General features: G+C 35.4%; 18 protein-coding genes and 1 riboswitch. Of the genes, 11 read left to right on the forward strand and 7 right to left on the reverse strand.

The window, feature by feature from the left end; all coding sequences use genetic code 11:
- The first annotated feature begins 95 nt into the window (after nucleotides 1-95).
- Nucleotides 96-1,592, forward strand: coding sequence for a BCCT family transporter (locus tag AB1K81_RS13995; protein ID WP_412977270.1), 1,497 nt, complete (start codon nucleotides 96-98; stop codon nucleotides 1,590-1,592).
- 16 nt (nucleotides 1,593-1,608) lie between these two features.
- Here AB1K81_RS13995 and AB1K81_RS14000 read toward each other — a convergent pair whose 3' ends face one another.
- On the reverse strand, nucleotides 1,609-2,202 hold the full coding sequence (locus tag AB1K81_RS14000) for a YitT family protein (protein ID WP_412977271.1): 594 nt from the start codon (nucleotides 2,200-2,202) through the stop codon (nucleotides 1,609-1,611).
- Nucleotides 2,203-2,503: 301 nt separating this feature from the next.
- On the opposite strand from AB1K81_RS14000, the gene AB1K81_RS14005 reads away from it, so the two are divergent.
- From AB1K81_RS14005 to AB1K81_RS14035, 7 genes are all read left to right on the forward strand, one after another.
- Nucleotides 2,504-3,817, forward strand: a complete 1,314-nt coding sequence (locus tag AB1K81_RS14005; RefSeq protein WP_412977272.1) for a hemolysin family protein — start codon at nucleotides 2,504-2,506, stop codon at nucleotides 3,815-3,817.
- 184 nt (nucleotides 3,818-4,001) lie between these two features.
- Nucleotides 4,002-4,946, forward strand: coding sequence for an AAA family ATPase (locus AB1K81_RS14010; RefSeq protein ID WP_412977273.1), 945 nt, complete (start codon nucleotides 4,002-4,004; stop codon nucleotides 4,944-4,946).
- The gene (locus tag AB1K81_RS14015) at nucleotides 4,943-6,160 is read left to right on the forward strand and encodes a DUF58 domain-containing protein (protein ID WP_412977274.1); all 1,218 of its coding nucleotides are present in this window, start codon (nucleotides 4,943-4,945) and stop codon (nucleotides 6,158-6,160) included. Before AB1K81_RS14010 ends, AB1K81_RS14015 begins: the two co-directional genes overlap by 4 nt.
- Nucleotides 6,150-7,346, forward strand: coding sequence for a hypothetical protein (locus AB1K81_RS14020; RefSeq protein WP_412977275.1), 1,197 nt, complete (start codon nucleotides 6,150-6,152; stop codon nucleotides 7,344-7,346). Before AB1K81_RS14015 ends, AB1K81_RS14020 begins: the two co-directional genes overlap by 11 nt.
- Nucleotides 7,347-7,440: 94 nt before the next feature.
- On the forward strand, nucleotides 7,441-8,652 hold the full coding sequence (locus AB1K81_RS14025; RefSeq protein WP_412977276.1) for a hypothetical protein: 1,212 nt from the start codon (nucleotides 7,441-7,443) through the stop codon (nucleotides 8,650-8,652).
- 32 nt (nucleotides 8,653-8,684) lie between these two features.
- Nucleotides 8,685-8,774, forward strand: a riboswitch (guanidine-I (ykkC/yxkD leader).
- A 59-nt stretch (nucleotides 8,775-8,833) separates the two neighbouring features.
- On the forward strand, nucleotides 8,834-9,175 hold the full coding sequence (locus AB1K81_RS14030; RefSeq protein WP_412977277.1) for a DMT family transporter: 342 nt from the start codon (nucleotides 8,834-8,836) through the stop codon (nucleotides 9,173-9,175).
- A complete protein-coding gene (locus AB1K81_RS14035) occupies nucleotides 9,175-9,489 on the forward strand; it encodes a DMT family transporter (RefSeq protein ID WP_412977278.1) in 315 nt (104 codons plus the stop codon). Before AB1K81_RS14030 ends, AB1K81_RS14035 begins: the two co-directional genes overlap by 1 nt.
- Here AB1K81_RS14035 and AB1K81_RS14040 read toward each other — a convergent pair.
- The 6 genes from AB1K81_RS14040 to AB1K81_RS14065 are packed head-to-tail and all read right to left on the reverse strand — an operon-like array spanning nucleotide 9,472 to nucleotide 13,255.
- Entirely contained in the window at nucleotides 9,472-9,828 is a 357-nt protein-coding gene (locus AB1K81_RS14040) for a fluoride efflux transporter FluC (protein WP_412977279.1), read from the reverse strand. The genes AB1K81_RS14035 and AB1K81_RS14040 overlap by 18 nt on opposite strands.
- Nucleotides 9,809-10,213: a fluoride efflux transporter FluC gene (locus tag AB1K81_RS14045; protein WP_412977280.1), complete on the reverse strand. Its 405-nt coding sequence runs from the start codon at nucleotides 10,211-10,213 to the stop codon at nucleotides 9,809-9,811. Before AB1K81_RS14045 ends, AB1K81_RS14040 begins: the two co-directional genes overlap by 20 nt.
- The gene (locus AB1K81_RS14050; RefSeq protein ID WP_412977281.1) at nucleotides 10,198-10,611 is read right to left on the reverse strand and encodes a Fur family transcriptional regulator; all 414 of its coding nucleotides are present in this window, start codon (nucleotides 10,609-10,611) and stop codon (nucleotides 10,198-10,200) included. Before AB1K81_RS14050 ends, AB1K81_RS14045 begins: the two co-directional genes overlap by 16 nt.
- Nucleotides 10,608-11,456: a metal ABC transporter permease gene (locus tag AB1K81_RS14055; protein ID WP_412977282.1), complete on the reverse strand. Its 849-nt coding sequence runs from the start codon at nucleotides 11,454-11,456 to the stop codon at nucleotides 10,608-10,610. The genes AB1K81_RS14050 and AB1K81_RS14055 overlap by 4 nt, the downstream gene beginning before the upstream one ends.
- Nucleotides 11,457-11,472: 16 nt before the next feature.
- A complete protein-coding gene (locus tag AB1K81_RS14060) occupies nucleotides 11,473-12,225 on the reverse strand; it encodes a metal ABC transporter ATP-binding protein (protein WP_412977283.1) in 753 nt (250 codons plus the stop codon).
- 13 nt (nucleotides 12,226-12,238) lie between these two features.
- Nucleotides 12,239-13,255, reverse strand: coding sequence for a metal ABC transporter solute-binding protein, Zn/Mn family (locus AB1K81_RS14065; RefSeq protein WP_412977284.1), 1,017 nt, complete (start codon nucleotides 13,253-13,255; stop codon nucleotides 12,239-12,241).
- Nucleotides 13,256-13,568: 313 nt separating this feature from the next.
- Between AB1K81_RS14065 and AB1K81_RS14070 the strand changes: the two genes are divergently transcribed.
- From AB1K81_RS14070 to AB1K81_RS14080, 3 genes are all read left to right on the forward strand, one after another.
- Nucleotides 13,569-15,968, forward strand: coding sequence for a 3-hydroxyacyl-CoA dehydrogenase/enoyl-CoA hydratase family protein (locus AB1K81_RS14070; RefSeq protein ID WP_412977285.1), 2,400 nt, complete (start codon nucleotides 13,569-13,571; stop codon nucleotides 15,966-15,968).
- 16 nt (nucleotides 15,969-15,984) lie between these two features.
- The gene (locus tag AB1K81_RS14075; protein ID WP_412977286.1) at nucleotides 15,985-17,160 is read left to right on the forward strand and encodes an acetyl-CoA C-acetyltransferase; all 1,176 of its coding nucleotides are present in this window, start codon (nucleotides 15,985-15,987) and stop codon (nucleotides 17,158-17,160) included.
- A 151-nt stretch (nucleotides 17,161-17,311) separates the two neighbouring features.
- Entirely contained in the window at nucleotides 17,312-19,096 is a 1,785-nt protein-coding gene (locus tag AB1K81_RS14080; RefSeq protein WP_412977287.1) for an acyl-CoA dehydrogenase FadE, read from the forward strand.
- Nucleotides 19,097-19,116: the final 20 nt, after the last annotated feature.

Below are 19,116 nucleotides of genomic sequence, written 5' to 3' on the forward strand. Positions count from 1 at the left end.
ACATGGAAACCCTTAACCCGTGCAAAGTATAAAATATGTTAGTTGTAGAATAATAACCCTTGTCTTTTGAAATTTTTATAGGGAAAGGATTTAGTATGAAAAAACAATCCTATAATAATCCTGTATTTTATATATCGGGTTCAATCATTTTATTACTCGTAATTATAGGAGCAATATTACCAGTACAGTTTGGTGAAGTGGCTCAAACGCTATTTAGCTTTACTACAGTTAATTTTGGTTGGCTATACTTATTAGCTGTTTTTATGTTTGTAATATTCTTAATCGCGCTTTCTGTTAGTAAACATGGAAAGACAAGACTTGGGCCACAAAATTCTCGTCCAGAGTATCCTTTTTTCACTTGGATTGGGATGCTGTTCTCAGCTGGGTTTGGATCTGGTTTAGTATTTTGGGGTGTTGCTGAACCAATGTCACACTTTTTTGAGACTCCTTTTCCAGAACTAGGGAGTAAGACAGAAGAAGCTGCTAGAGTCGCGATGGGTTATGCCTTTTTCCATTGGGGTATAAGCCAGTGGTCTGTATTTGCTGTAGTAGGATTGATTATTGCGTACAATCAATTTAAAAAGGAAAAAAATGGACTTATTTCCACAGCGATAAAGCCAGTTGTAGGGAAAAATATAATTATTAAGAACACGATTGATTCATTAGCGGTCATTGCAACTGTAATGGGGGTTGCCACATCATTAGGGCTTGGTATATTGCAGATGACTGGAGGATTATCGAGTATATTTGGATTTCAAAATTCTACATTTCTCCAGATTATTATAGCAGTCGTAATACTTATATTGTATCTACTCTCTACTAGTACAGGACTTAATAAAGGTATTAAGTGGCTAAGTAATCTTAATCTTGGACTAGCATTACTTTTATTATTGTTCGTTTTCTTTGTAGGTCCTACCGTTTTTATTTTAAACTCTTTAGTACTCGGTCTAGGAGATTATCTTACTAATTTTATTGAATACAGCCTTCGGTTAACACCGTATCAAGGAGGAAGCTGGGTTCGTGATTGGACGATATTTTACTGGGCATGGGCTATTGCGTGGTCTCCATTTGTAGGAGCTTTTGTCGCAAGGGTTTCTAGAGGAAGAACAATACGAGAATTTGTTATTGGAGTATTAATAGTACCACCAGCTATTGCTTGTTTATGGGTTGCAGCCTTTGGTGGTGCAGCACTTCATAGTGACCTTATGAATGGAACTAAGATTGCTGAAGCGGTAAATCGCGATGTGGCAGTTGCGCTATTTGAAACGTTCGGCGTTATGCCACTAACAATTTTAATGTCTATTTTATCAATCTTACTAATATTTACGTTTTTAGTTACTTCTGCTGATTCTGCAACGTATATTCTAAGTAGTATGACATCTAAGGGAAGTTTGAATCCTGCATTAATGGTAAAGATTATATGGGGAGTATTAATTACAGCAATAGCAGTAGTATTATTACTAGCTGGCGGGTTAGATGCTCTTCAAACTGCTTCCCTCATCTCCGCATTACCTTTTACAATCATATTAATTATTATTGTAATTGCCTTTATTAAGCTTCTAAAAGTAAACTATGCCGCAAAGAAAGAATGAAAGGATGCATGAACAGTTACTCCTTGGGGGTAACTGTTTTTCTATGTTCCCAAATACTTGTTATGAAAAAAGTAGTAAAACCGACAACTATAATTAATATGGCAGAGTATAAAATTTTAGATTCTGGAATAACGATGGATCCAATTAATATTACAAGACTATCAATAACAAGAATAATTAAAGCGACATTTATGGAAGTGATTTTAGAAAAAATCAAAGCTATTAAATCTGAACCACCGGTACTGATATGATTTAGTAGCATAATGCTCATCCCAATACCTATCGTCAATCCCGCTAAGATACTACTAATAACTATAGGAGTGTATGAATAGAACGATAAAGGGCGAAATAAATCAATAAAAAAGGAAGATACCAATAAGCCATGAATGCCATTATAAAAATAATTACGATTATAATAGAATGCAATAATATAAAGTGGAATACTTAATATAATAATCGTTAAACCAGGCGGGAAATTAAATGCATATTTCCCAATTAAGCCAAGTCCAATCATCCCACCATCGAGTAAATGATGTGGAATAGCAAATAAATTAATTCCAAACGCAATAAATAGACTTCCAACTAAAATTGCCAACGATTTTTGTACCAAGTTATTAACCACCTTGTCATATGTCTCATCCTATTGTATGAAGGACTTGTCCATATGATGAAAGGGACTAGAAAAATTTTGTAGACTGAATGTTTTAGATAGAATATAATTAAGTTAGGAAGGTAGGTGATTCTGATGGGAAGGCAATAGTTTTGTTAAATAAAATTAATTTCGCTGATGTTTTAATATCCCAATGGATAGAATCATCTACGAAATGGATCGGTTTATCACATGATACGTTTTAAGTTTGATAAAAATCAGGAGGTGAAATCCTACGTATCACATGATGCGAGGATATTAATTGGATATAGTTAACTTACTTTGGGTTGTTGCATTGATTGTCTTAAGTGCATTCTTTGTAGCAACCGAATTCGCCATTGTAAAGGTCCGTTCTAGCCGGATAGATCAATTAATTGAAGAAGGAAATTCAAGAGCGGTAAGCTTAAAGAAAATTGATGATAATTTGGATGCATTTATTAATGTATGTCAAATAGGTATCACGATTACTGCATTAGGACTTGGCTGGTTAGGGAAAAGCTCCATAGAGCAAGCCCTACATCCAATATTTGATCATATGGATTCTTCCAGTTTATCTAGCTTTTTATATTTTATCGTAGCCTTTTTCATTATTATGTTTATACGAGTTGTAGTCGGTGAATTGGTTCCGAAAGCAGTTGCTACAAATAAAGCAGAGGCAATCGCTTTAAATTTAGCAAAACCTTTAATTTTCGTTCGTATTATTTTATTTCCTATTACAATCATTTTAAATGGTGCAGCAAAAGTGTTCGTTCGATTGCTTGGATTTAAATCCATACAAGAAAACGATGCTCATTCAGAAGAAGAGCTAAGGTTAATCCTTTCCGAAAGTTATAAAAATGGTGAGATTAATAAAGCGGAAATGATGTATGTGAACAATATTTTCGAATTTGACGAACGTGTTGCTAGGGAAATCATGGTTCCACGTACGGAGATGGTTTGCTTTTTTAAGGAAGATAGCTATGAAACGAATATAAATGTTATTCGCGAAGGTCAATATACTCGCTACCCGGTAGCGGATGGAGATAAAGATCATATAATCGGATTAATAAATATTAAAGAATTATTTACTGGTCATATAACGAGTGAAAAAGAATCTATTGAGCCTCATATTCGACCTATCCTTCATGTTTCCGAATCAACGCCAATTAAGCAAGTGCTATTAAGAATGCAGAAGGAACGAATTCATATGGCAATAGTTGTGGATGAATATGGTGGTACTGCTGGCTTGATAACGGTAGAGGACATTCTGGAGGAAATTGTTGGTGAAATTCGCGATGAATTTGATGCGAATGAAACACCGATGATTGAAGAACAAGAAGATGGATCTATTTTAGTCGATGGGAAAGTCTTATTGTATGAAATCAATGAGTACTTTGACCTTGATTTGGATGAAGATGAAGTAGATACAATTGCTGGTTGGATCATTAATCACAATGTTGAAGCAAATCAAGGAACAACAGTAGAACATGATGGTTATCAGTTTATTGTAGAAGAAATTGATGGTTATCAAGTTAAAAAAATTCGCATTGTTAAACCCGAAGAATTAAGCGAACATGATGAAGATACTGAAGAATAGAAATAATATTGTGTATAGGCACTGTGCATTCTGATAAGAATCGCAGTGTCTTTCTTTATATATTCCATTCAGGCATTGTTGAATAACGCTATCTTGTGTTTTTTATGTCGATTCAGTTCATAAAGATATGTTATAATTGCATTAATTATCTAATTTTTAAAATTATTAGGGGGAATAGAGAGAAATGGAAAATATAAGACTAGCTAAAGAAGCATTAAATCGTGTTATCTATGGAAAAGAAGAAGTAGTAGATTTATTGTTTACAGCACTGTTTGCACAAGGGCATGTGTTACTAGAGAGTGTACCTGGAACTGGAAAAACTAAACTTGCCAAGAGCTTTGCAAAAGTAATGGACGGCAAGTTTAATCGTGTCCAATTTACACCAGATGTATTACCAAGTGATGTAACAGGGATTAGATTTTTTAATCCTAAAACACAGGAATTTGAGCTACGTGTAGGACCTGTTGTGTCTAACGTGTTGCTTGCGGACGAGATTAACCGCGCAACTCCAAAAACGCAATCAAGTCTATTGGAAGTAATGGAAGAATATCAATCTACTATTGATGGTGAGACAATTAAAATCAAGACTCCATTTATCGTAATCGCTACTCAAAACCCAGTAGAAAGTAATTATGGTACCTTCCCACTACCAGAAGCTCAATTAGACCGATTCTTATTTAAAGTGGATATTGGCTATCCAACGAAAGAAGAAGAAAAGCAAATCCTATCAACATACCGTATGAATGATCCATATGAAGAAATTAAAGCTGTATTATCGTTAGAAGAAATTCGTTCTATCCAAGAGGATATTAAGGAGATTATGATTTCTGAAGTAGTTTATGATTATTTACTAGATTTAGTTCATGCTTCAAGAAATCATCATGAAGTTGAGTTAGGAATTTCACCGCGTGGGATGTTGGCATTAATGCGTGCTAGTCAAGCTAGTGCATTATTACAAGGAAGAGAATATGTAACGCCAAATGATATTAAGACTCTTACTCCATATGTGTTTGAGCATCGTTTAATATTGACAATGGAAGGATCGATTAAGAAGACTTCCGAACAAGTCGTGAAGGAAATTCTAGAAGCAGTTCCAGTACCTGTTGAAGAAGGGGCCGTTTCACAATGATGTGGAGAAAGGAAGAAGGAACAGGAGATTCTAGAAGCTTTGACTATATCCTCTTAGCTTTATTTGTGTTCTTTATCATTGGAGTCATTTTCCGATCTTCGGTTGTTTTTATTGCAGTTGGTATATTTGCTGCCTATTTAATCGGATATAAAATTTATGACAACAGTATTTTAAAAAGCCTTTCTTTAAAGAACCAAAAGAGAACAATTAAACTCTTTCCAGGGGAGGAAGAAAGCTTTAAATTTGAAATAGAAAATAAATCGATGTTTCCCCTCATTAATGGGGAGTTCACATTTCAAATTGGCTCTGCCATTAAAGCATATACGATTGCGAAAGATGAGGATTATTGGAAAGAGCTAAAGCTTCCATTATCTATCATTCAGAAAAAGAAAACCGTATTAGAGTTTCCCATTAGAGCAGAGCAACGTGGTGTTGCAAGAGTTAAAAACATATCGTATGATTTTCCACATTTACTGAATTTTAGTAGGCTTCGACTGCGATATTACGATTTTTTTCAAACGGAATTTATCGTTTATCCGAAGTTATTACCAGTTCAAGGAGTGAATGCCGTATTTCATATGATGCCAGGTGATAGTAGGCTAAATTATTCTCCATTTGAAGAGGTACAAAGCCCTTTAGGGACACGCGATTATAATTATAGTGATCCTTTTCATAAAATAAACTGGAAAGCAACAGTCAAAACACAAAAAATGCAGACGAATATTTACGAAAAGGTTGTAGATAGGACCTTTGTATTTATTATTAACTTAAGCACGGAAAACGATAAAAACATGGTCAGCTTTAATAAAAACTTAGAAAATCTATTATCCTATACGGCATATCTAAGTGAATATGCTACGAAAATGCGGATACCTTTTGAGATTTATATTAATGCACGGAAACCCGGTAAAGTTCCTTATGTTCATTTACACGAAGGGGAAGGGAAAACACATTATATGCATGCCTTAGAGATGTTAGCTAGAGTACATAAGCAGGCACCTATCCTACCATTTAATAAAATGATGTTCCATATTGGAAAACAATTTATTAAACCGAAGACGATTATATTTATTGGAGATCTTCCAAGTGGTTCTATGGAAATGATGAATTCTTGGAAGCAGACACAAAATAGTGTCTATCACTTGGTGGAAGGAGAAGGAGGAGCGGCAATAAGGCCTGCTGCTTTGAGGGGGGCTGTAAGGAATGCAACGTAATCATCCACTTATAGCTTACTCCTATCACTTCTTATGTGAAGCAATCCTTATCTTTATGATTTTTGTACCAGTACTATATCATCGCTACTTATTCGTTCCGTATTGGAGTTATTTGGTAGTAATCGGATTAACAAGTTTACTATTTACTTTTTGCACGAAATTTAAGGTGAACAAATATATTTATATGCTGATTACACCTTTATTGTTTGTAGTGTTTTTTCTCTTAGAATATCCCATCCTTATCGGCATTTTATTTTCGCCATTACTTGTTTGGCGCTATCTAAATATAAGAAAGCAAGAAGTAGTGAAGAGAGAATCGCTTTATATTTTACTAACTGTTATAGCAACAATTTATGTAAGTATTTTTGTGCATGATAGTGTTGTGATGATTTATCCATTTTTACAATTTGTCCTATTGTCATTTGGGTATATCGCAAGTCATCTAGTTCACGTCAGGAAAAATGATTTGAAAGCAATTGATCGCAAGATTCCATTCTATTTTGTTGGTTTACTTGTTGCTTCTGCTGGATTATTTTTCTTGGCATATCCAGTTCTGCGCCAAATCACTTCTAGTTTATGGAAGGGAATTATAAACTTTACAGGCAACTCTATACTTGGCGTGTCAAACTTTTTAAGTTTTTTTCAAGTAGAAAAACGTGGGTGGCCAGAGCAGACTCCAGAAGAGGCAAAGCATGGGGATGGCTATTGGGATGAGCTTCAAGAGTATAATTTGATGGAAGAAATTTCAGGACTTGTTGTTTTAGGGGTAATATTAGTATTACTAGTTGTACTTATTCTTCTTATTATTTCAGTTGTAAAAAAACAAGTGAAGAAGCGGATGACATTGGTGGAAATAAATCATTCTAAACCACAAAGTCCTATTTCAACTTATCGTGAAGATGCAGTGGTTGAATCTACAAAGAAATCGTTATTTAAGCGTAACCAACATATTCCTAACAACCCTATAAGAAAAATGGTCTATCAATTTGAGCGGAAGGCTGTTAAATATAAGAAGGGCAGAAAACCGTCTGAAACGGTGGAGGACTGGTTTCAACGGGTTGGTATAAAAGCTAATCTCAATATTTATCAAAGTGTCCGTTATGGTAATCAAGAAGTAAGTGACCAAGAACAGCAACAATTAAAAAGGGAATTAAAACATATGGAAGATGTTTTATTTGGTAAATAGAAGGGGTTTAAATTTAAAAACTACCCTCTTATTCTTAAAATCTAGGCGTATTGTTAAAGTAATACGAATAATTAATCACATGGAGATGAAAGTCATGCATTTAAAATTATATTACATAACGCATGCTTACCATTTTATAAACGAAGCTATCATTATCTATTTGGCATTATTGCCTATTTCATTTACTTACTATGAGAATGTTTCGATATGGAAGTATATGGCGTTAGTTATTGGAATTTCGTTAGCATATTCTTTTATCTCTAAGTATGCAAAAAATTATGTCCTATATGTTATATCGATTCCTATTCTAGTGATTTTGTTTTATACAGTAGGGTATACATTATTGTTAAGTATGTTGTTTTCTGGATTACTAGCTTGGAGGTTTATCTCTATTCGAGGCAATACGTTTATTGGAAATGAAGCAACTTACTTAGGAGCGACGATACTACTTACTATATTAGCATTATTTATTGCGCGTGATTTTGAAGTTGTTATTTATCTTATACTACAAATAGCGATTATTCTTTTAGGGCATACATTTAGCCATTTGTTTGTCATTGAGCCTGAAAAGCGAAGAGTTATTAATCGTTTTGAATGGTTTAAATGGGGAGGCTTTTTTGCTACGGTTATCTTATTCATTTATTTGTTTTCCAATACAATAACAAGCATGACAGCCAAAGTTTGGAGTGCAATCGGTGGTATTATAACCCTCTTTGCAGGAGGGATTGCTAGATTTTTTGAATTCTTAGGTATTAGTGATTTCTTTAAATCAGGAGTGGATGAGTTAGAACCAATTGAAATGGGTGGTTTTGAGGAAGCGGAACAAGCAGAGATGCCTAGCTTTGAATATACTGAAGGTGTAGATGTCAATATTATTTTGTTTGCTATATTTGGATTACTTTTAGTAGCCTTTATAATTATCTTGTATAAGGCGATGAAGGAGAAGGGGAAAGAAGTAGTCCAAGATGACTCACGTGGTTTTGAATTACGAGAAGAAGAGATTGTCGGTAATCAATCTTTTACAAAAAAATCGTCTAGGAAGAGAGGGAAAAAGCCAACTAATCCTATTCGAAGGTTAGTTTATGATTTTGAAAAGAAAGCAGCAAAATTAGAACTTGGTAGATTAAGCCACGAATCAATCGAGAATTGGTTTAAGCGGCTTGGCCTAGAAGCAGATCTACAAATTTATCAAAAGGTACGATATGGTGAAATGAATTCGTCCCCTGAAGAAGAAGTAGAATTTAGAAATATGTTAAAGGACTTCGAAAAGGAATTGGTAAAATATAAGGAAAATGAATCTAAGTAGTAATTGATTGTTTTTTATGTAATAATAGGTACTAGAATGTTTTCTAGGGTTCCGCAATTTTTTGGTCTGGACCGAGAGAAAACGCACGAGAGTGTACACGGAGGGATAAAAGCCCGGGAGGATATCTGTAAATGATGATATCTCTCCTGGGCTTTTTTTAATGAATTTTTGAGGTGAAGTTATGAAAAAGTATTGGAATTTAGTTTGGTTAGGTGTTTTATTTGAAGTTTGCTGGGTTGTTGGCTTAAAGCATGCTGATAGTATGTTGACATGGGGGTTAACAATAATAGCTATTTACGTTAGTATGCATGCATTGCTAGTTGCATCTAGTAAATTACCAACCGGTACAACTTACGCAGTATTTACAGGTAGCGGAACTGCAGGAACTGTGTTGGTTGAGATGGTTGTTTTTGGAGAACCTTTTCAACTGATGAAGATTGCATTAATTCTATTACTTTTAGTTGGTGTAATTGGGTTGAAAGTTGTTACTAAGAAAGTGGAACAGGAAGGGGTACAGGAATAATGGATTGGATTTATCTAATTATAGCTGGGATTGGCGAAATATTAGGGGTGATGGGAATTAGTCAAGTTAACAAGAGGAAAAGCATTTGGAGCTTTTCGTTGTTAATTGGTGGTTTTAGCTTAAGTTTTATCTTTTTAGCCATCTCTATGCAAACCATTGCTATGGGAACAGCATATGCAGTTTGGACTGGTATTGGCACTGTTGGTAGTGTGATTATAGGAATGGTGTTGTATAATGAGTCAAAAGATTTATTACGAATTCTATTTATTTGTATGGTATTAACCGCAGCAATCGGATTAAAACTTATATCCTAGTAAAAAGAATGTTATAAGTACAACTAGAGTAGCAGTTATAATAGAAGTTGTAACATAGACTACTGCTTCTTTGTAGTTTCTATGCAAAAGTGATTGTATGACTTCATTTCCAAACGTTGAAAAGGTAGTATAAGCACCACAAAACCCTATACCTAAAATTGCCCAAAGTCGTTCATAGATTACTCCATTAGCATATAAGTATACAGTTATCGCTAGTAAGAAGGATCCAGTAATATTTGCAATCCAAGTACTAATTAATCGTTTATTTAGTATTCGAGAAATATAAAAGCGGAGGATACTACCAATAAATCCTCCTACACTAATTAATAATATGTTCATGTCTTTTCTGTCCTTTTAAAGCAAATTTATAGCCAATAAAACATACGAGAAGTCCACCAAAAAGACTAACGAAAACATAAACTATAGCTAGAACGAAATTTTGATAACCTAGCTGGATTGTTTCTACTGCAAAGGTCGAAAAAGTGGTAAAAGCCCCAATTAAACCAGTACTAATTCCTGTAAACACTGGAGTTGAAACTTTATTTTTAAGAAGGGGCTGATTTATTATAAAACTTAATAAGAAGCAGCCTATTAAATTTGCAAGTAACGTCCCAAATGGAAATATATATCCACTATGAAAAAAAACTGATAATAGATATCGGCCGGTTGCACCTAACATACCACCGACTCCAACAGCTAAATATATTGCTAAACTGTTTGACATGAAGGACATAATCCATAAATTTCAAATTTATGGTCCTCTATTTCATAGTTAGATAAAGATCTTTTTACCTCTTCCATAGGACAAACTTCTATTTCTTTCGTTTTCCCACAATCTTTACAAATAAAGTGGTGGTGGTGATGGCTTGTGCAATTCATACGAAAATGTTTTTCACCATTTAACTCGGTCACTTCTAAAATACCAACTTCATTATAAAGGTGTAGATTTCGATAAATCGTATCAAAGCTGATACCTTCGTAAGTCTCTTCTAAATGCTGGATAAGATCCTTAGCAGTTCGGTAACCATCAGCATTCTCGAAAAATGTTAAAATATCTTTTCTTTTTCCAGTAGTTTTATAGCCTTTTTTCTTTAATAATTCAATTGCTTCTTGGGTTTTCATGATTTAGCCCCCAGTTTTGATTCTTTAAGTCGTCTATAGCCAATAGTAATCAATAAAATAATGATTGCTACAACTACAATTGTTCCTCCAGGTGGAATATTTAAATAATAACCTGAGATTAATCCTATCATAACAGCTAATTCACCAAATGCAATAGCTAAAAACATCATTTGTTTGAAACCTTTTGCGATTCGCATACTAGCTGCAACAGGTAATGTCATTAATGCAGACACTAATAGTACCCCTACAATTTGAATCGAAGCAGCGATTACTAGAGCAGTTAAGATGATAAACAAAAGATGTATTTGCTTCGAATGAATGCCTGACACTTTCGAATGCTCTTCATCAAAAGATAACGTAAACAACTCTTTGTAAAACATCGTTATAATAAATAAAACAAAGACAGTAATAATTAATATCGTGATAAAGTCAGTTTTACTAACAGCTGAAGCAGAGCCGAAAAGATAATTCATTAGTTCGGTATTAAAGCCGTCAGCTAGTGCGATAAAGATTACACTGAGACCAACTCCGCCAGATAGAATAATTGGTATCGCTATTTCTTGGTATGCTTTATAGACACTACGCAGTTTTTCAATAAATATGGAACCTAGTACAGAAAATAGTAATCCACCATATAAAGGTGGAAACATATAGAAAGCAAACTTTTTTTCTACAAATAGTCCAAATGCAATCCCTGCTAACGTGACATGGGATAATGCATCGGCTATTAATGAGAGTCTTCTAACTACTATAAATGTCCCAAGCAATGGAGCAATAATTCCTATTAATATCCCTGTTAAAAATGTTTGCCTTAAAAAATCAAATGCTAATAAATCTGCTATCATTAGTTCTCCTCCAACATTAATGGTCGTGGGATACGATATTCACCGGGTGACCATAAAGTTTTGACATCTCTTTTTCTGTTAAGCGTGCATATTCTTCCGGTTTACCATGAAAATGAAGTGTTCTATTTAGACAAACAATATCGGTAGCATACTTTGTCATCGTTCCAGTGTCATGTGTAACTAAAAGTAAGGTAATACCATTATGTTTATTCAAATCATGTAATAATTCATAGAAACGTTGGACATTCTCTGAATCAATACCAACTGTCGGTTCATCCAGAATAATTAACTCAGGTTCACTTACTAATGCTCGGGCGATGAATATACGCTGCTGCTGTCCGCCTGATAAGTTACCTATATTTTGGTTTGTATATTCGCTCATGCCTACAGCGTCAATCGCACTTAGAATTTTTTCTTTATCTTTTTGTTTGAAAAATTTAAAGTAACCAACCTTACTCGTTAATCCAGTAGAAACTACTTCATACACGGTTGCAGGAAAACCTTTATTAAAGGAATTTGATTTTTGAGAAACAAACCCTATTTTATTCCAATCTTTAAATTCATTTATCGGCTTATTAAAGAGGGTGACTGTTCCTTGGTCAGGTCGTGCCATACCTAGAATGATTTTAATTAGAGTTGTTTTCCCGCCACCATTTGGACCTAGTAATCCTACAAAGGCACCTTTAGGTAACTCAAAATTAACATGCTGAAGTACGGGTTTCTTGTCATAGGAATAACTAATATCGTTTAATGAAATAATCGAATTCATGCCTAGCTTCCTTTCATTTGGTTGCTTTATCTAATACGTTAAGGTTTTTCTTCATTAAAGAAAAATAATCTTCATGATTATGAATATCTTTATCTGTTAAAACAGAAAGATTGTGAATGTTAAGTAGTTCTGCATCTATATATTCTTGAATAATTTCCGATACGTTATTTTTAGTATTTTGTTCCAAAATTATATAGTGAAGATTACTTGTGTTTGCTTGTTCTATGATATCTACTAAATCTTTTTGAGATGGTTCAGATGAGGAAGAAATTCCATTTATAGAGATTTGTTCGATTCCATAACGTTCTTCCCAATAGCCATAAGCAGCATGTGAGACAAGAATTTTTTTATTAATCTTTGAATCCAATGTATTCACAAAAAGTTTATCTAACTTTAAAAGCTCTTCTTTTAATGAGTTAAAGTTTGTTATATACGAATCTTTATTTGTTGGGTTAAGTTCTATTAAAAAGCTTGCTATAATATGTCCCATTTCAATCATCCGTAATGGATCAATCCATACATGTGGATCTTCGCCGCTATGATTATGACCTTCATGCCCAAAAGGGTCTATCTGATTTAAGTTTGTTTGGTTTGTTTCCTTATTTTTATCTGTATGTTGCTGTTTAACAGCTTGAAAAACATCCCCATCGTGGGAATGCCTTATTCCGTGAAACAGTTCTTCGTATTCCCCTAGAGCTAGAAGTTTAATATCCTGTAATTCTAAAGCATTCGCTATATTTTCTGTAAATCCTTCCATTCCTTTTCCCATATATATGAACGCATCACTTCTTGCTAGATGGGTAATTGCTTTGATAGTTGGCTCAAATGCATGTGCGTCTACTCCAGGGGGAAGGACTGATTTAGTTACAGCTGTCTCAGCCCCGATACGATTAACTAAATAGTTAATCGGGTATAAAGACGTATAGATAGTTAGCTTATGATTTTGATCTATATTACTGGTTTCACTTTGGCAACCGAAAAATAGTATACTCAATAATATAATCGTAAGAAGGACGGAAATAGGTTTCATTTTATTCCTCACTAAGTCATAAAATTATATTACCGTATATCATATAATATCGTAATGATTACGGTCTTGTAAATAGGAATGATTACGATTTTTCTTTAGTTATCCTATATCGTAATTTTCCACTATTTCAGATAATGTATACGAATGATCCTTGTTAATTGTAAATAAATAAGATTTTATAATAAATTGTATTTGGTTATTGCGAAATGTCTGAATATAATTTATAGTAAATATAGATGGATAGGAGACTGTCCTTAATTTTTTACCAAAAAAATGAATGAGTATTCATTCAAGTGTGATTGGGGGACAAAACATGAAGCGAACAATCAAGCGTGCTGCTGTCTTAGGCTCAGGAGTAATGGGGTCCGGAATTGCTGCTCACTTAGCCAATATAGGGATTCCAACTTTAATGCTTGATATAGTACCAAGAGCATTAACAGAGGAAGAGGAGAAAAAAGGACTTACTCTTGAGGATAAGGCTGTACGGAACAAAATTGCAGCGGAAAGTAAAAAGGCTTTATTAAAGCAAAAACCATCACCTATCACATCCAAATCAAACCTTGACTTAATTGAAGTTGGAAATATGGATGATGATATGGAGAAGTTATCAGAAGTTGATTGGATTATCGAAGTAGTAGTGGAACGACTAGATATTAAGAAAATAGTGTTTGAAAAGGTGGATCAATATCGAAAGCAAGGTTCCATCGTGAGCTCAAATACTTCTGGTATTTCTGTGGAAGCTATGGTTGAAGGACGTTCAGAAGATTTCCAAAGGCATTTCTTAGGAACACATTTCTTCAATCCACCTAGATATTTAAAGCTGCTTGAAGTAATACCAACAAAGCATACAGATCCAGAAGTGCTAAGCTTTATGAAGCAGTTCGGGGAGGATGTTTTAGGAAAAGGTGTTGTAGAAGCAAAAGACACACCGAACTTTATTGCTAACCGTATTGGAACTTATGGACTGTTAGTAACGGTTAGAGAAATGCTCAAAGGTGGTTATAGTGTTGGGGAAGTTGATTCCGTAACAGGACCATTAATTGGTAGACCGAAAAGTGCAACTTTCCGTACGTTAGATGTTGTAGGATTAGATACTTTTGTCCATGTTGCTCGCAATGTTTATGAACAAGTAGGTGGTATGGAGAAGGAAGTATTCGATATTCCAGAATTTATGCATAAGATGCAAGAACGAGGCTATCTTGGAGCAAAAAGTGGCCAAGGATTTTTCTTGAAGAAAAAAGGTAAAGACGGAAGTGCGATTTATGAATTAAATCCCGAAACATTAGAATATGAAGACCGTAAGAAATTAAAATCTCCTGCTATAGAAATGGCAAAGCAGGCTAAAGGTTCTCGAAATAAATTGAAAGCGCTTGTATCCGCAAAAGGTGACCGTGCTGGTGATTTAATTTGGAACATTTTAAAGCCAGCATTAATATACTCGGCAGAGCTAGTTGGCGAAATTGCTGATGATATCGTTGCAATTGACCAAGCAATGAAGTGGGGCTTCGGTTGGGAAATCGGTCCATTTGAGACGTGGGATGCAATTGGACTTAAATCGTCAGTAGAAAGAATGAAACAAGAAGGAGAAACCGTTCCTAATTGGGTACTAGAAATGCTTGAAGCAGGAAATGAATCTTTCTATAAATACGATAATGGAAATGTTTTTTACTTTGAAAAAGGCGAATATAAACAACAAGATTTTAATCCAAAAGAAATTAATATTAAGCGACTAAAAGATGTAAATGGTGTTATTAAGAAAAATTCTGGTGCAAGTTTAATTGATATCGGAGATGGTGTTGCTTTACTAGAGTTCCATTCGAAAAGTAATGCTATTGGGTTCGATACCATTCAAATGGTAAATTACGCTATTGAAGAAGTAAGCAAAAATTATAAAGGTCTTGTTATTGGTAACCAAGGGAAGAACTTTAGTGTTGGTGCAAACTTAGCATTAATGTTGATGGAAGCTCAAGATGATAACTTCTTCGAGCTAGATATGGTTGTCAAAATGTTCCAAGATATGGGAACAACCATTAAGTATTCAGACAAACCAGTTGTTGTTGCGCCATTTAATATGACCCTAGGTGGCGGTGCTGAGGTTTCACTACCAGCTGCAGCACTTCAAGCATCAACTGAGACCTATATGGGCCTCGTTGAATTCGGGGTAGGATTAATCCCTGGCGGAGGCGGTACGAAAGAGCTTTATATGAAAAAACTTCGTAATCTTCCGAAGGGTATTGACTTTGATTTAACGAAGGTTGCAAATGACGTATTCGAAAAGGTTGCCATGGCTCAAGTTTCAACATCTGCTGAGGAAGCAAGAGAAAATGGTTTCTTAGATGCAAATGACCGTATTAGTGTTAATCCAGATCACTTAATATATGACGCTAAGCAACGGGTACTTGAATTAGCAAATGCAGGATATCGTGCACCAAAGCGTGAGAAGATTCCTGTTGTTGGTGAAGCTGGATATGCAGCGATGTTATTAGGAGCAAAAACGTTACAATTTGGCGGTTATGCATCAGAACATGATGTAAAAATCGCTGAAAAATTAGCATATGTATTATCAGGTGGACGTATTAAAGAAGGTACATTAATTGATGAGCAAGTGATGCTTGATTTAGAGCGTGAAGCATTCTTAAGCTTAATCGCAGAACCGAAGACACAAGCTCGTATGCAACACATGCTATTAAAAGGAAAACCATTAAGGAATTAGATAGGGGGAAGTAAGGATGAGAGAAGCAGTAATTGTAGCAGGTGCTAGAACCCCTGTAGGCAAGGCAAAAAAAGGCTCGTTAAGGGATACTCGTCCAGATGATCTAGCGGCATTAACGATTAAAGAAACGTTAAAACGTGCCGGTGGCTATGATGGAAATATCGATGATGTCATTATTGGCTGTGCTATTCCTGAAGCAGAGCAAGGAATGAATATGGCGCGTAATATTGCTGGGCTAGCAGGTCTAAAGCATGACGTTCCAGGTATTACAATAAACCGTTATTGTTCTTCGGGATTACAAAGTATTGCTTATGCCTCAGAACGTATCATGCTTGGAGCTAGTGACACGATAATAGCTGGTGGTGCAGAATCTATGAGTCTAGTACCAATGCCGGGTCACGTTATTAAACCAAACCCTACCTTAGTTGAAAGTGCACCAGGTTATTACATGGGAATGGGGCATACCGCTGAAGAAGTAGCAAATCGCTTTGGAATTTCCCGTGAAGATCAAGATGCGTTTGCTGTAGAAAGTCATAAGCGTGCTGCGAAAGCAATTGCAGAAGGTAAATTTAAAGATGAAATTGTTCCAGTTGAAGTAACAGAACGCTTCATAGGAAAAAACAACAAAGTAGAAGAAAAGACCTTCCTCTTTGATACGGACGAAGGTGTAAGGGCAGATACAACATTGGAAGTACTAGCAAAGTTGCGACCAGCATTTCATGTAAAGGGTACAGTAACAGCAGGTAATTCATCGCAAATGAGTGATGGAGCAGCATCCGTACTGGTAATGGATCGTGAAAAGGCGGAGGCAGAAGGTCTTAAGCCTTTAGTAAAATTCCGTTCATTTGCAGTAGCGGGTGTGGAACCAGAAATAATGGGAGTAGGTCCAGTAAAAGCAATTCCAAAAGCTTTAGAAATAGCAGGACTGAGCCTATCTGATATCGGATTGTTCGAGTTAAATGAGGCATTTGCTTCTCAATCTGTTCGAGTAATTCAAGCACTAGATTTAGACACTTCCATTGTAAATGTTAACGGCGGAGCAATCGCCCTAGGTCACCCATTAGGCATGACTGGAACAAAGCTAACCCTGAGTTTAGCCTACGAAATGAAACGCCGTAACATCCAATTCGGCGTAGTCACCATGTGTATCGGTGGCGGAATGGGAGCAGCAGGAGTATTTGAACTTTTGTAGGTTAGTAGTTGATTAATCATGAAAATACGTATTTATAAGCTTGGTAGATTAGTATGGAAGAAAGACTATCAATGTTGCTCTAAGCGAAGTGTATTCGACTCGCGGATTAGGTGCTATAACTAATTTTTATTTTAAGAGAGGATGTTAATAAATGAGCGAAACAAAAGAAAAATTATTCAAAGGCGGATCCTTCTTAGTAGAAGATCTTAAAGGCGAAGACATCATCACACCAGAAGACTTTACAGACGAACACAAAATGATTGCCAAAACTACTGAAGACTTCGTAATAGGAGAAGTACTACCATTAACCGAAAAACTAGAGAATCATGAATTCGAACATTCCGTAGACCTGCTGAAAAAAGCCGGAGAACTAGGGCTATTAGGAGCTGACGTGCCAGAAGAATACGGAGGTCTTGCATTAGATAAAATCAGCTCATCTCTAATCACAGAAAAATTTTCACGAGCAGGTGGATTCTCCATCTCTCACGGAGCACATGTAGGTATTGGTTCTCTACCAATCGTATTTTTCGGTAACGAAGAGCAAAAAGAAAAATATTTACCTAAACTTGCAACAGGTGAACTAATTGCTGCATACGCATTAACAGAACCTGGATCAGGTTCAGATGCTTTAGGAGCGAAAACAACTGCTAAATTAAATGAAGCTGGAACACACTACATTCTAAATGGTGAAAAGCAATGGATTACAAACTCTGCATTTGCAGATGTATTCGTTGTATATGCAAAAATTGATGGCGAGCATTTTACAGCATTTATCGTAGAACGTGACTTCCCAGGAGTTTCTACAGGTCCAGAAGAAAAGAAAATGGGTATTAAATCATCTTCTACTCGTACGTTAATTTTGGAAGATGCAGAAGTTCCAGTTGAAAACCTACTAGGTGAAAAAGGTCGCGGTCACGTAATCGCATTTAACATCTTAAACGTTGGTCGTTATAAGTTAGCAATTGGTGGTGTTGGTGGAGCAAAACGTGCACTAGAAGTTGCCACACAATACGTCAACCAACGCAAACAATTCAATACACCTATTTCAAAGTTTTCACTTACACAAGAAAAATTAGCAACTATCGCATCTGAAATCTATGCAAATGAAAGTGCAGTTTACCGTACAGTTGGTTTATTTGAACAACGTATGGGATCATTGACAGATGAACAATTAAAGGATGGACGTGAAATTGCACGTGCTATCGCTGAATACCAAATCGAGTGCTCTATGAACAAGTATATGGCAACAGAATTATTAGACCATGCTGCGGATGAAGCAGTTCAAATGCACGGTGGATATGGTTTCATGCAAGAATACGAAGTAGAACGTATCTATCGCGACTCTCGTATCAACCGTATCTTTGAAGGTACAAACGAAATTAACCGTTTATTAGTCCCAGGTACACTTCTCAAGAAAGCAATGAAGGGTGAATTACCTCTATTCCAAAAAGCAATGAGCTTACAAGAAGAATTAATGATGTTAATGCCAGAAGAACCAGGTACAGAACCTCTTGAGCAAGAAAAGTATCTATTGAAAAACGCTAAGAAAATCGTATTACTTGGTGCTGGATTAGCTGCGCAAAAGTACATGCAAAAGATTGATCAAGAACAAGAAATTTTGGTAAATCTTGCAGATATGGTTGCAGAGGTATACAACATGGAAAGTGCAATTCTTCGTACAGAAAAAGCAATCAATGCTACTGGCGCAGAAAAGAATAAGCAAAAACTTCTTTATACACAAGTATATGTACAAGAGGCGTTTAACCGAATTGAAGCTGATGCGAAAGAAACGTTGATCGCAGTAGAAGAAGGAGATACTTTACGTATGATGCTTTCATCACTTCGTAAGCTTACTCGCCACACTCCTACGAATGTAATCGCGAAAAAGCGTGAAATTGCAGCAGGCATTATTGAAGCTGAGAAATATACTGTTTAATTAATTGGGTAAGGTTATAG

The sequence above is a fragment of the Ornithinibacillus jepli genome (assembly GCF_047228935.1).
Classification (GTDB): domain Bacteria; phylum Bacillota; class Bacilli; order Bacillales; family Amphibacillaceae; genus Ornithinibacillus.